Raw genomic sequence first — 14,657 nt, 5'->3', positions numbered from 1 at the left:
ATCAAGGTTGTGCCATTGACCCGTTTTGTGAATTTGGCATCGCCCATTATACTTGGGTCAGACTGACTATTCAAAGTATAGGTTTTAGAAGCATCAGTTAATTCATTTTGCCCGATATCTCCTTGTGCGATTAAAGTTCCAAGATCGTCGGCACTTTTGTGCACATTGACATAGCCATTAAAATCTAAAAGTTGTTCGTAGCTAATTGGTGCGCCGTCATCCTTTGTACTAAACGTAGTAGAACTCATGCCCGTAGCACCATTTATTGGCTCTAAGCTAATGGCAATAGCACCACCTTCGGCAGCTGTATTGAGGTGAATATGGGCAGGGTGCATTCCTGATGTTGTACCGTCTAAATCAACTTTTACAGTGGTTGAATTGTTTGTGTTCTTTAGGAAAGTAACCATTCCTGAAATTGACGGATCGGAAACAGACATTAACGAATAGGTTTTGCTATCTCCCGTTTCTTGGATCATATCATCAACGTCATCATTACTACAACTCGTAAAAATTAAGAAGGTTACTAATAAAGAAGCTAAAATTTTTGTTTTCATGTTTTTGAGTTTTTGGTTAAATTATTTTGCTTTGAACTCTACTTACGAGATTTTGAAAGGGTCGGTTTTAAAAAATCATCTTTTTTTTCTTAATTATATTTAATAAAAATGTTAAGAACTGATTTAAAGCGATTTATGAAATATAAATTGAATGAGAAAAAGAAGTTATAATGGCTTTTTCGAATAAGTTGTAATGATTTTATAGTACTTTGGAGTTTTCCAAGACATTGGAATTAGCATACAATTCAGATCCTTTTTTAAATAGGGCCACTCAGCTTTTAGAATGGGACACCTAATAGGACACCTATTAATTTGAATTTAAACACATAAGTTGATAAGTTGTCATTTTGAGTAAATGGCTCTTAAAGCGGGTCAAACTGAACAATAACGTAACGAAAAGATAGCTCGCTATAATTTGCACTAAGGAATAGCTGTTGCTGGAAATTAAAAAATAAAGGGTCAATGACATTATGCCGAAAATGCATATGACCAAAATAGAAAGTCTATTGGTTGTCAAAGCGCCGTGCTTTAACCATAATAGTTTCAAATCCCTTCTACTTTGATACAGCCAAGTGGCAAATATTTCTCATAAGCGTTCCACAACTTAAAGATAGGAATAAATGCAAATGAAAGATAGATGAATTGTTGTACAGATGTTGTCCTGATGAAAAAACAAAAGCCACTCAATTTCTTGAATGGCTTTGTCTCACTGTGCTCCTCTTCTTGGGCTCGAACCAAGGACCCTCTGATTAACAGCAGCGGGAAAAGGGATTTAATCAAAATCAAACAATAACATAACTTATTGATTTTTAAGTTTTTAATAATTATTGATGTCATTTGGTTTCAGTTGACATCAAACAATTAAGTGCAAATTACGTGCAAATTTTTTGTAACTTTAAAGTATGCAAACTAGTATAAGCTTAAGTTTAGATACTCGCCGAAAAAGGAAAGATAATACATTTCCATTAATAATGAGAATTAGCCATTTTCAAAAAACCACTTCTATCGCAACAGGTCAATATTTAGAAGAGATACACTGGAACCAATCAAAAAAACAAGTTCGGAATTCTTACAAAGGTACTGAGTCTGTTAAATTTCTAAATAACTTGTTACTTTCTGAAGTTGCAAAAGCCCAAGAAACAATTAACCGCTTACATTACAAAGGAGAATTAGATTTCCTATCCATAAAACAATTGAAAACCAAAATTGTAGGAAAGTCTAAATACGAATCCTTTTTTGAATATGGACTGGAAACTGCAAAAGACCTTCGTGCTGCAAAACGATTCGGCACAGCGAGAAGTTATGAAGGATTAATAGGTATTCTAAAGGTGTTCAACAAACAAAAAGATTTAAAATTCAATGAGCTTAATTTAGATTTTTTAAAACGTTTTGAGCGGTTCCACCTCTCAAAGACAGGAAATACTCAAAACGGAGTGGCTTCCTATATGAGAACGATAAAAGCAATTTACAACCGAGGCATCAAAGATGATATTATTGAACGAGAATATTATCCGTTTTTGAAATATCAAATTCGAATAAATCCTACTGAAAAGAGAGCGATCAAAGTTGAATACATCAAAAATATTTTAGAACTCGACCTACCAAAAGAGCATCCTTTATTTAACTACCGAAACTATTTTATACTCTCCTATATGACCATGGGAATGTCCTACATCGACATGGTGTTTCTTAGAAAAAAAGATATAGTAGATGATAGAATAAAATTCCAACGTAGAAAAACATCAAAAATTTATGACATCAAAATTACTGATCACATGAAAGTTATTTTGAAGTTTTATATTTCCAAAAAGAAACCAAATGACTTTATACTTCCTGTGTTAAAACGGGATACTTTAGAACTTCAATACAGAGATGCCCAATGGGGTCTAAAAAGATATAATAAAGGCCTTAAAGAAATTGCCAACTTATGTGGTATAGAAGAGCGGTTAACATCGTATGTTTCAAGACACAGCTTTGCGACCCATGCCCTGTTCAAAAACATTCCCTTAGCGGCAATTTCCGCAATGCTTGGCCATACCAAATTATCCACAACTCAGATATATTTAAAATCTTTACCGAGTAACGTTCTTGATGGGTATCAAGAAGAATTGAACAGTATTTGAATTACAGTTATTAATTAGTACTCATAGTTTCTGTGAAATATTCTTATAAAACAAAATTTAACAACCTATATATGCCGTATTATACCCACAACTACATTAAGTTCTTTGCAATTTAGAGTAGGAAGGTACGAGAATGAGTTAAAAATTAGTTTGTTATATGGCTAGGATTAAGTAAATCAAAATCCCTTAACTTTATTAAAAAAATTTTACCACTGATTGAATAAATAATGGTTGCCAAACCAAAGAAGGCTGAATAATGTCTGTGGTGAAAGTGAAAAAGATTTACAGAATGGAGGTTAGATAAATTTTACCCCTATTTTAAAACGATGATATTGATTAAATGAATACATTTGTGATATATGGAAATTATGTTAATTGTCTTTTGCATATGTGTGTTTTTTGTAGAACTAATGGTGTTTTACACGCCTTTATATTACCTGACTTATAAAATTTTTCATATCGAAAAACAAGTTAATGACAATAAATTAGTTTGGATTCTCATCCTGCTTACTGTTATTTTCTCCATTATTTTCTTCCCTGTTTTCTTTAATTTCATTAGAAAGATTATCATTTAAATTATCTTCATCACTTACCTTGGCCTTTAAGTTTTGGATACTTTGTTGAAACTCTTCATATTTTATTTTTCTTTCTTGCTTTTTGTCTAAGAAATCACTCATACTGTTTAGAAGACCATCAGTTTTAAAAGAAAATTCATCTTCACCAATAGTGGCTTTAAATTCGCCATTGTTACTTAGAAGAACTAGTCCAGCAATTCCTAACACACCAGTATACGCAAGACCCTTTAAGACTGTTCTCCCTTTCGATTGTAGTTTAATTTTTATGGTCAAGTCTTCGGATTCCGAACCTTCTTCTTTTGAGAACTCTTTATAGAAGTATGTTATGCCTGATAAGAAAGTACTTAAATCAAAAGCGTTTATATCCTCATCTTGATTAACCTTTATTACTAAATAAATTTTATCCTCCTTTATAAATATGCTGGAGATATGACCTTCTATGCCTTCCGAGAATCTGTTAATATTGGTAATGGCCTGATGAGTGGACGTCATGCCTTTTAGGTCATTTCTAACATCGCTTGCGCTAATACGTTTCTCCCATGCAACTTTCCTTCTTTTTTCAGGAAACTTTTCATACTTATCTTTATGCAAAAAAGAACGATTATCGTCTGCAACATAAATATCGCTTTCAACGGTACCTATATGAAAATAAGAAGAGTTTTTATTTGGTATTACAACTAAATCACCTCGTCTAATTTCATGATGGAAATTTATTAATTGATTAGTCCAATTTGTTGCCGATCCATCTTTGTAATCAGTGTTTTTTTCAATATACATTTTGATTCTTTCGAAAGATTCAGCACTGTCTTTCTTATATTCTTCTAAATATTTGAATGGAACTGAATTAAGCCCAACACCCACATAGCTATTTGTTATAAAATCTTCAAACATCTCGCCGCCATAAGTCCTAATAAACCAATAACTCCTATCAGAATCAACTATTCTAACTTTTTCAATAGCTTTTTGAATTTCTATATCCATAATATAAACCTAAAATTTAGGAAATAAATATAAGACTTAATCCTCTCTTTTAAAGAATACTATACAGAAATTGCATTTATAAAGTGGAAGGCAAAAGTAAAAAGCCAGGAAAAGCGATAAATTAAAAACTTTGTTTTGAGCATAGATTGATTGAACTGGAACGATTCGAAGATTTTATCATCTCCAAACTATGCATAAATATTCTTTTAGTACCATTTATGTAATGCTGAGTCCAGTAAATTATCCACTGTACAGATTTATTTAAAATCTTTACCAAGCAATGTTCTTGATGGGTATCAAGAAGCATTGAATATTCTTTGAGCGATTTAAAGATCGGTACTGCCTCATTGAGCCAGTTAACCAAGAGTCAAAATTTTCATTGTAAAATAATATCACCGTCGATACCCAACTTTTGATGCAAAAGTTTGGCAACATTAAAGGTAATTTCCTTTTTACCATTTAAATATTCGCTTATTCGTGACGTACTCGTGTCCAGGAGAATAACCAGATCTTAACTTTTTAAACCCATTTCAAACATGCGCAACTCAACCATTTCCTGTAAGAACGGTAATCCAAAATTGAAATAAATTTCCTCATAGTGCTCTATTAAATCGCTCACTTCCAAGAGTTCTTTCATTTGTGGAGCATCTTCAAGTGTATCATTGCCAACCTTTTTAAGAAGTGCCTCTAATCGAATATTAGCGGCAATGCATTCTTTATGTGTAACTAACTTCATGATTTTTAAAGTTCATCGATAATCTTTATAAGCCATATTCAATTTATAAGCGCCATAGACAATGTTGACTTAATTATTTCTACGAAATTGTCTTTTCAAAATCATCACACAATTGGTTTACTATATCTTCCGTTTCTTTAATAAAGAAGGGACCCAATGCCTTTCTATTGCGCCTTATATACTTCCTGAAAACTTTAGCAAAGTCGTTGTAAATTTCTTCTTCATCAAATACGGATCCTTCATCTTTTATTTTTGCAATCAAATGCTTCCCGTTCTCTGGTAAATGTACGTAGTCAAAAAACACTTCTATTTTATTTTGGAAATCCAATATTAAAACCTCTATCTCGTCTTCTTCTTCATTTCGTTTTTCAATTACAGCCAATATGTCAAACTTGTATTGCTTACCATATTTCCCACTAGGTTCTCTTACTTCTGATTTCTTATTTCCTTTTTTCTCCTCTTCCTCTGGAGGTGCCAAAATCCCTATCATATTATCGAAGTATACATCTACATCATCAATTAATTCATTTGTGCCGGTTAATGAATTATACAATACGCTATATCTATACCAAAACTCTGTAAAACGCTCTTCACTATACTTATCCTCGATCTCAATTACAAAAGCTATTAGGTTTAAAATTTTAAAATATTTATTAATTTTATGCTTAAGCTTTTTAGCATCTTCTGGTTGCTTTCTGATTAAATCTGTTACAGCATTTTCAAAATTTAAAATAACAGAGATGTCTTTTTTATCACCTGATTGATAGGCCTTAAAAAGTTTAAAATGCGATTTAAAAACCTGTTCTTGATGTAAGTTTTCATAAACTTCTTGTAGCACTTGTTCTTGGCCTAAAGGATCAAAGTCACTTACTACAACATTACTAAAATGTTCAAATGCCTGTTTTATATTATTTACGTTTACATTTTTATAAGAAAGATCTATAATCTTGCAGTCTTTCTTGTGTTTTCCTGCCGTTCTATTTACTCTGGAAATTGTCTGTATGGCATTAATTCCTCTTATTTCCTTATCTAAAAACAGAGTATGTAATTTAGGTTCATCAAAACCTGTTTGCAATTTATCGACCACGATTATTAAACCATTTTTCTTAATTGCGAAGTTTTGTAAAACTTTGGATTCTGATAACCCACCGTTTAACGTGGATGAACTTTCATATTTTTGACCATCTGAACTATATACAATGTAGATTGGCGCCTCTTTAAAGCGCTCGTACTTTTTCTCTGTGACTAATTCGTTATAAAACTTCTTAATATATTTCCGATATTTAATAGCTGCTTTAATAGATGATGCTGCAAACATTGCTTTTGCTGTACCTCTAATATTATGATATACTGCTGTTACCAACCGTTTTGCCACAAATTTTGAAATGGCTTCAATGCGCTCTTCATCTTCGTATATTCTCTTTTTACTTATTCGATATTTTTTACCATTTGCGTCAACACCTGAATCCGGATTATCAGGCATTTCGTCATATCCCACATCACCTTCAAAACCTTCTAAAGCATCTTCTGGTTTTTCAAAATACATTTTTGCAGATACTGGAACAATGCCTTTGATTGGATTCAAAATATAGCCATCCTCAATAGCTTCTTTCATAGTGTAGCTATCAAAAGGAACCCATATTTTTTCAGCTTCGGCATACTTATTATATTCGCCAAAACGCGCTAAGGTTACATCGCTTGGTGTTGCGGTAAATCCTATGATTAAGTTTTTCTTGCTATGGGTGCTTTTATATTCCTTATTACTATCAAAACTGTTTTGTAATTCATCAAATAACGACACCATTTCTTCGTGTTGTTGACCACTATTAGAACGATGTATTTCATCAATTAGAAAAGCGATACGCATTAATGCTAATTTCTGTACTACCTCATCATCTAAAAACTCTCTAATTGAATTAAACTTTTGAAGGTTGACTACAACAATGCGTTTATCTGTATTTAAAGCTTCTAAAAAAGATTTTTTATTATTGGCCTCTATGAACATGCTATTCGCAATATTCATATTATACATTTTGCTATCCAACTGATCCCTTAACTGTACTCTGTCCACAACAATCATTATTTTATCATAGACAAACGCATCATTTTTGCGTAAATCTTTTAACATTAAGGAGGACCATCCTATAATATTGCTTTTACCAAAACCAGCAGCGTATTGTAAGAGTAAAGAATAGACGTTTTTATTATTTTGATATTTCTGTCTTTTACTTATTAATTCCTCTATTTGAACAGCTCCCAATCCTTTTTCTACAAGTTGTTGACGCAGTTTGTTTATAAAGTAATCTGGTTCGTCTTCGTGTTCTAAAAATTCGTCTATTTTATTGATGATTTTGTCTGCACCAAATTTTTGTTTAGGTCTTGGAGAGATCAATCTTCCATCGTTATGCTTGTATTCTTTTTGTTTTCCTTTTTCTGACTTTACCAATTCACGCTCAATAAAGTTATAATAGAGTATTTCCCGCTCTATCATTTTTTTACTGTACAAGGCCTTAAAAACCTCTTCAAAACGCTCTTGTTTATTAGCTTCACGATTTATTAAAGGGTAAGATTTTAATGCATCATTCACATTGGCTTTATATTTATCAAAATCGAAAGAATTATCCTCCACTTTAGATTTGACTTCATCAAACTGATTGGAAATATTTCTTACGATGAACGTGTCTTGTACATCTGTGGTTGTGATGTGAATGGCCTTTTCAAATATCTTTAAAAAGTCTTTCCGGATGGTTTGTGACAGATCATTACTTTTTGCAATATCTAAATAGTTGGTTACTGCCTTTTGGTAGTCGTTAGCGATTTTTGTTCTACCGTCTTTATGTGCGCTTTGATTGTTATAATTAGATTTCAACTCTGAATAGCCCAAATATATCCCGTTCAAGAAAAAGGTAATATCTGGACGGAAACTGAATTGTTTTTTACCTTCATAATTGAATATATAGGGTAATTCTTGGACTACTGAAAATTGATTTTCTTCAAATAATTTATCATCGTGCGTGATGCTCCCACTTGGATAAAACAGATTAATTTTAACACCTTTAAATGTGACCGATTTATTGTTATTAATAAACAGTGCCATATTCATTGACTCACCGATACGCTTATTTAAAAACTCTTGAAACTCTTGTAGCAACTGTTTTTCATTATTCTCAAATTTCTTTAATAAACTCCTGTACGCCGTCTTATTAAGTGTTGTTTCGCTAATAAAGTATTTTAAATCTTCAACTACAAAATGTAATTTAGAAACTGTATTTGCTTTTACTTCTTTGTATTGTAAACCGTCTGCGCGATTGGTAAAGAAGTTCATTAAGTATTTATCTTGTAATATTAATTCGTCCATTATTTAAATAATTTTAAGTAACTATCAAAAACATAAAGCTTATCTCTTTTCCCTCCTGTTACTTCTTTCAAAATTTCTAATTCTTCTAAATCGTCAATTAAATGGTATGCTGTTCGTTTAGAAACTCCCGTAACCTCAACCACTTTATTCACATCAATCATTGGACGTTTAAATAAATAGTGTATTATTTTTTGAGCATTATTTGCTCTTGTTCCTAAAGTTTGGATGTTTAATTCCGTAGTCGTTTTTAGTTTTAAAATAGCATCAAAGGTGTCCACGCCACTTTTAGCTGTTTCTATAACGCCTACCAAAAAGAACTTTAGCCATTGAACAATATCATTATCCGTTCTGGCCTTCATTAAATTGTCATAATACAAATTTTTATGACGCTCAAAAAAGTCTGATAGGTATAGTATGGGTTTTTTAAGAATGTCTTTATCTACTAAATATAAGGTTATCAATAAACGCCCTACACGTCCATTGCCATCTAAAAATGGGTGAATGGTTTCAAACTGATAGTGTATAATTGCAATTTTTAAAAGATCTGGAAAATAGACATCTTCATTATGCGCGAAATTTTCTAAATCGCCCATGAGTTCACCAATGGTATTATGAACAGGAGGGACAAAAGTGGCATCATCTATAGATGCCCCTCCAATCCAATTTTGACTGGTTCTAAAGACCCCTGGTAATTTGTGTTCACCTCTTACACCTTGCAATAAGGTTTTATGTGTTTCTCTAATCAACCGCGAAGAGAAAGGCAGTTTACCCAGCATTTCTATAGCTTGTTGCATAGCTTGAATATAGTTTTGCACTTCTTCCCAGTCGTCTCTTTTTTCCTGGCTCACATCCTCTTTATCCAATAGGGCTTCTTCCATATTAGTTTGAGTACCTTCTATTTTGCTACTTTGAGTGGCTTCTTTTAAAACGTGCATACTAATAAACAATTCTATGTCAGGTATATGCTCGCTATACATATCTAAACGTCCTAATTGCCTATCTGCTTTAGAGAGTAGCTGTATGAGTTCCATATCTTCTAACAGCCATTTTTTATTGATAAATTCTGGTTGAAAGCTTTTGTAATGTCCTTGATTGATATAATTGCCTGATTTAAAGTCTTTCATTTTTTATGCTTTATTGCATTATACATTTAGCTAATGCAAATTAGGACTAAAATTTACAACAACAACTTTGCTAATGCAAAATATTAATGTTTTTTACAATAAGGAACTCCCAATTGCAATATATTGCCATTTTTTACAATAAAAGATTTGTTATTGCAAGTTTGTGCTCACTTTGACTTTACCTGTCACAACTTCATTTATTAGTGTTTTACGCAACTCTTTTAAGGTTGTAATTTGGGTCTTTATATTTTTTAAGATGTTGTCTATGGTTGTTGTTTTAGCATCTAAATAGTTTGCGATTTGGGTTTGTTCTTCTAAAGGTGGTGTTGGGCATTGGAAATTTTTAAATAACGTCGGGTTTAGATGAGGAATTCCCATACCTGTTGGTATTTGCTTTAATTTATAGTCAATTGCTCCTCTTAAATGATAAAAATATTTTTTATTAAACTTCTTTTTATCTATATCTAATTTGGCAATTGTAGAGGAAACATAACCTAATTTAGATTGTAGGATTTCTCCAACTGCTGCTCCATCCCAAACAATTATTAAATCGTCATCAGTGGATTTTAAAGATTTATCAGTTGAATAGCAATATGTTGGATGTTGTACTGAATCCTTTCTTAAATATTCTAAAGACAACAAAGGCAAACTGTGATCAAATTTGAAATCTGAAGTTTCCATGTTTTTACCTTTAATTGTTTTACCAAAACTTTTATACCTATTAACTTCCCAATGATCTGGGATTTCACCAATCCAATTAACACCACTATCCTTTAGCTTCACAGTTTTATCTAAACCTTTGGTAACCGTTTCATTAATTAACGTTTTGCGAAAAGCTTTGTAGTGTTTTGTTTTTTGTTGTAGTAGCTTTATTTTTTTTTCTATTGCTGTAGTTTTGGCATCTAAATAATTGGCTATTTGGGTTTGTTCCACTAAGATTGGCTGATAAATAAAAAGATTTCTTACAGCTTCTTGGTTTATGTTTGGATCTTTTCTTGTGCCATCCGCAAATAACCTCCAATCATTTCTGAAATGTTTAAAAAAATATAAAAGGTAGTTCGAATCAAATTTCTTTGAATTAGGAAGAACAGAGCAAACAGATTGGTTAATTGTTGATTCTTTTTTAAGTATTGCATTTTTCCCAATCGTTCCAAATCCTCCATACATCGCAATCAGTACTGCATCTATTGGAAGGAATTTCATCCTACATTCAGTGATAGCTAAATCAGTAATTTTATATTCAACATCATATAATTCACCATTGTTTAAATCAGTAGTTCTAATCCAGTTATGTATTCCGTTTTCATAATATAATCTATTATTACTTTGAGGTGTCGTTCCAGATTTAGTCGATGCTATATCCTTTATCCTTTTAATATTCCAGTCTGTTGGTATTTCTCCCAACCATTCAATACCAGAATCTTTATACTTATTATACTTCTCCATTAAATTGCTAATTCTTGTTCAAGGTCAGACAATTTATTTTCTAAATCATTTAAATCGGTTGTAATCTCATGTAAAGAACGTAGTTGTTCTGGCTTATAGAATACCTTATTAAAGTTAATCTCTACACCAATAGTATTTTCTATATACCTAAAAGGTTTGGTAATATATTGTGCCATAAAATTGGCAATGTTTCGTTGGTTTTCTGTATCTATAGGTGAATAAGGTATTATTTCGTAATCTTTTTCGTAGTCTGGCGTTAGTTCTACTCTGATGCTAATATTGGCTTCTTTGGTTTTCGTTGCTTTTTTGAACGACGTTTTGACAACTATTTTACCATTGCCTAAAGCTGTTTTACTCTCTTTAGTTTCCTCTATTATGGTTTCTTTATCTGCATCAAAATAATAGCACTTTTTCGCAGTTGCCACTTTTAAATTTGCTTCCTTATAATCTAAACTATTAACTAAAGGTTTTAGCTCATCATTAAAATAATCAAATAATGATTTATGTTTTTTAGCATCAAAGGTTTCAATTTCAAAATCTGTTATTTCTATGGTTTCTTCATCAGTAATCTGTATAATTTTAGTAGGATTTAGCTTTATTGATTTAGCTCTGATTTTTTCGCCTTCTTTATTCTTTTTAACTGGTAATTGACTTTCAAATGTTTTACTATTTTCATCTACATTAGTTAGCATTATGGCTTGCTTATTGAAATAAAAATGCCATTTATCAAATACCTTGGCATAGTCAGTATCTTTAAAATTGGTTAAAGCATCTACAATAGTTTTTCTGTTTTCAAAAACCATTTCCTTACGCTTTTTACCTTTACTTTTCTTTAAGGGTTGAAAGAAATTACTGCCATTGATTAAGATGACTTTATCTTTTCGGTCTTCTATCTTATTCTTATTAAACACCCATAAGTACGTGTAAATACCAGTGTTAAAAAATTCATCAGTAGGCATTTGAATAATGGCTTCTACCCAATCGTTATCGAAAAAGTATTTACGGATATTACTTTCGCCACTTCCAGCGTCACCACTAAATAATGTAGAGCCGTTATGCACCACTACAGATAAACCTTTAGCGTCTAACTGTGATAAAATATGTTGGGTGAATAAAAATTGCCCATCTGAAATGGATGGCAACGCGTGAAAACGTTCGGTAGTATCGTTCTCTATATCCTTTTTATAGCCTTTCCAATCGACACCATAGGGTGGATTTGCTACAATAACATCGAACTGTTTTTCTATAAATGAAATATTAGTTAAGGTATTACCATACCGAATATCTGAATCCGTACGAAAACGACTTTCTATTTTTGCTAATGCGTATAAACTATCACTCCAATCCTCACCGTATGTTTTTGTTGGCCTATTATACCTTTCCTGTATTTTGTCTTCTACCCCAAACAATAAGTTTCCACCGCCACAGGTTGGATCGTATATGGTTAAGAATGCGTCATTATCTTCTATCTTAGATAAAATAATTTCAGAAATTAACGCTATAATGTCATCCGGTGTATACTGTTCTCCAGCAGTTTCAGCAGAGATATCTGCCCATTTACGTTTTATATGCTCCTCTAATGTGGTTATATCAGAGTTATTGAAATCGGTTAAATCTATTTCGCTCCATTTTTTAACTGTATCAAATAGAATCCCTTTTTTTCGTAATTGACCACTAACACCAGAAATATCTAAATATTTTTCTTCAGTATTACCTCTGTCAACTCCTAATAGCTCTTTAGTATCTGGATCAAATGCTTTTAGGTAGGTCTCAAAATCATTATCAAATGTTTTATCGTTTCTACATATTTCTGCCAACGTTTTCTGTTGCTTAATTACAAGGTCATTATAACCAAGATTTGAATCTTTAAACTCTTCTATAAAATCTTCAATATTATCAATGTCATCATAAGTACTGGCACCAAAGTCATTCAGTAATATTTTATAATGCCTTACTAATCTACTTTCCAACATGATCATTGCAAAGTAAGGCATCATATATTTAGGGAAGTCAGAAGTTTTTATACCAGAAGCAATTAAAAGGTCGGCAGTAGACCATATTTTGGATTCGTATTGTAAGATGTTTTGGCTCATTTAATTTGATTTGTTAGGAAGGCTAAAAATATAGATCTTTTATAGATAAATGGTAAAGGAAAGTAAAAAAGAGGAAGTGTAGTCTTGAATCATCTAACCTATCGTTAAATAGGCAAGAGCACCGATGCCTATCACCAAACTCACAATAAACACAACCACCGCCCAATTGGGATAAATTTGGGCCTGCTCTATTTTAGTGTCAAAGTGGTTTTGAAAGCGTTGGATCGATTCTAAATGTGATGCCATTTTTTGCTGATGGATTTCGACCATGGTTTTATACTCCGTCAAATCCATCTTGATTTTCGTTTCTTTTAACTGTGCATTTAGTTTCTCCAACTTTTCCAGAGCATTTTTAAAGTCTGTGGTCTCATTGACCAAAAGCGCCGTGAATTCTTCAAGTTTTGTCATAATCGTTTTATTTAATAGGATAACCCCTGTTGTATGGTTTTCTTGATCATGAACTTGGTCAGTTTTAAAGCTAATTTTGGCGCGAGGCCTACTGTATTTCCTGCCAATGCCACCCCAACGGTATTGTTTTTTAAACTCTTGATGCCTTCAAGGTGCCCCATTTGTTTGCCAATATTGCCTATGGACATGTTGCGGTGGACTTCACTGCCCTTTAAATTGTGCCCATCAAATTCAAAGCGGAAGCCCTGTAGATTGTTTTGTTTATTTATTGTTGGGATGACTTTTACGCCATTGGTTTCCATGGCTTTTACATAAGCATCAAATGATTTCGGTTTTAAATGTTTCATGGTCAAGTCATGTCTGCGCTTGATCTCCGTGCGAATTTCCTTTAGGTTGAATTCCTTTTCAAACTGAACCTGTTTGACCGTGGTCAGTCCCATTTGTTCAGCGACTTTTTCAGCTGCCAACTGGCTCCGTTTACCTATAAAACTGTCATTGTAGGCCACGCCCCTGAAATCAATACGGTTGACATATAAATGGATGTGTTTATGTTCCTTATCCCTATGCACAAAGGCGATGGCCTGACGTTCGCCAAGTTTCATCTCGTGAATGAACCATTTGGTAATATCCTCTAATTTGCTTTTATCCAGTTTTCTGCCATCATCTATTGTGGGGCTGAGGATAAATGACAGGGTGTTTTTGGTACAGTTATGATTCTGGTCCTGGAGCATTTTAAACTCTTTGGTAATTTCAGCTGGGGAATCGCCATGCAAAAATTCCTTGAGCACGATCTCGGCATCCTTTTCCTGGTTCCATCCATAGGACATCGATGCCCTGGTGTGTGATATGCTTTTGCCCTTTCCTATCATGATTGAAACTTTATGAGGTGCGCCTTAATTTCATTGGCCAGGGCATAAACGGTTTCGGTCAGTTTGGGATTTCGTTTTCTGTACATGTTTCCGATGGCCTTAAAATTATTATGGTATTTGATCATCATTTTATAAAGTTCGATGTGCTCCTCGCTAAACCGTTCGGTAATTTCCTTTTCAAATACGGCACGCCGGATATATTCGCTCAGGCTCAATCCTGAAGACGATGCCTTAATAGTCAAGAGCTTCTTTTCGTAAATGGAACATCTGAACTTGACCAGATCACTTTTTCCCCTAAACACTCGTTTTTTTTCTTTGCGACCTTCGGGAGCAAACGAGAATGTGGCCACAGACACACATCTCGAATTCCTACCCAGAATAATTCCCATT

The 14,657-nt window shown here is 32.8% G+C and carries 12 protein-coding genes; 1 reads left to right on the top strand and 11 read right to left on the bottom strand.

The window, feature by feature from the left end:
• The coding region (locus tag J4051_RS18460; RefSeq protein ID WP_208235362.1) for a CHRD domain-containing protein at positions 1–554 on the bottom strand (554 nt) is incomplete at its 3' end.
• 902 nt (positions 555–1,456) lie between these two features.
• Between J4051_RS18460 and J4051_RS18455 the strand changes: the two genes are divergently transcribed.
• Positions 1,457–2,677 carry a site-specific integrase gene (locus J4051_RS18455; protein ID WP_208235361.1) on the top strand — a complete coding sequence of 407 codons (1,221 nt, stop codon included), beginning with the start codon at positions 1,457–1,459 and terminating at the stop codon, positions 2,675–2,677.
• Between the two features lie 485 nt (positions 2,678–3,162).
• Here the strand turns inward: J4051_RS18455 and J4051_RS18450 are convergent, their stop codons facing one another.
• The 10 genes from J4051_RS18450 to mbpA form a co-directional block, all read right to left on the bottom strand.
• Positions 3,163–4,233 carry a hypothetical protein gene (locus J4051_RS18450; protein WP_208235360.1) on the bottom strand — a complete coding sequence of 357 codons (1,071 nt, stop codon included), beginning with the start codon at positions 4,231–4,233 and terminating at the stop codon, positions 3,163–3,165.
• Between the two features lie 376 nt (positions 4,234–4,609).
• A complete protein-coding gene (locus J4051_RS19310) occupies positions 4,610–4,729 on the bottom strand; it encodes a helix-turn-helix domain-containing protein (RefSeq protein WP_394368934.1) in 120 nt (39 codons plus the stop codon).
• A gap of 15 nt (positions 4,730–4,744) precedes the next feature.
• Entirely contained in the window at positions 4,745–4,969 is a 225-nt protein-coding gene (locus J4051_RS18445) for a hypothetical protein (protein WP_208235359.1), read from the bottom strand.
• Between the two features lie 79 nt (positions 4,970–5,048).
• Positions 5,049–8,327 (bottom strand): DEAD/DEAH box helicase family protein, encoded by a 3,279-nt coding sequence (locus J4051_RS18440; RefSeq protein WP_208235358.1) that lies wholly within the window; start codon positions 8,325–8,327, stop codon positions 5,049–5,051.
• On the bottom strand, positions 8,327–9,451 hold the full coding sequence (locus J4051_RS18435; RefSeq protein WP_208235357.1) for a Fic family protein: 1,125 nt from the start codon (positions 9,449–9,451) through the stop codon (positions 8,327–8,329). The genes J4051_RS18440 and J4051_RS18435 overlap by 1 nt, the downstream gene beginning before the upstream one ends.
• A gap of 150 nt (positions 9,452–9,601) precedes the next feature.
• Positions 9,602–10,897 (bottom strand): restriction endonuclease subunit S, encoded by a 1,296-nt coding sequence (locus tag J4051_RS18430; protein WP_208235356.1) that lies wholly within the window; start codon positions 10,895–10,897, stop codon positions 9,602–9,604.
• Entirely contained in the window at positions 10,897–12,990 is a 2,094-nt protein-coding gene (locus J4051_RS18425; protein WP_208235355.1) for an HsdM family class I SAM-dependent methyltransferase, read from the bottom strand. Before J4051_RS18425 ends, J4051_RS18430 begins: the two co-directional genes overlap by 1 nt.
• A gap of 93 nt (positions 12,991–13,083) precedes the next feature.
• On the bottom strand, positions 13,084–13,398 hold the full coding sequence (locus J4051_RS18420; RefSeq protein WP_208235354.1) for a DUF6730 family protein: 315 nt from the start codon (positions 13,396–13,398) through the stop codon (positions 13,084–13,086).
• Positions 13,399–13,409: 11 nt separating this feature from the next.
• Positions 13,410–14,267, bottom strand: a complete 858-nt coding sequence (locus J4051_RS18415; protein WP_208235353.1) for a relaxase/mobilization nuclease domain-containing protein — start codon at positions 14,265–14,267, stop codon at positions 13,410–13,412.
• Positions 14,264–14,657 (bottom strand): mobilization protein MbpA (gene mbpA, locus J4051_RS18410; protein ID WP_236027608.1); only part of this gene is annotated, 394 nt, incomplete at its 5' end. The genes J4051_RS18415 and mbpA, both read right to left, overlap by 4 nt.

Origin of the sequence: Gelidibacter pelagius, assembly GCF_017581925.1 — a bacterium.
GTDB lineage: Bacteria > Bacteroidota > Bacteroidia > Flavobacteriales > Flavobacteriaceae > Gelidibacter > Gelidibacter pelagius.
The sequence above is the reverse complement of the archived record's forward strand: the minus strand, read 5'-3'. Positions and strand labels throughout refer to the sequence as shown.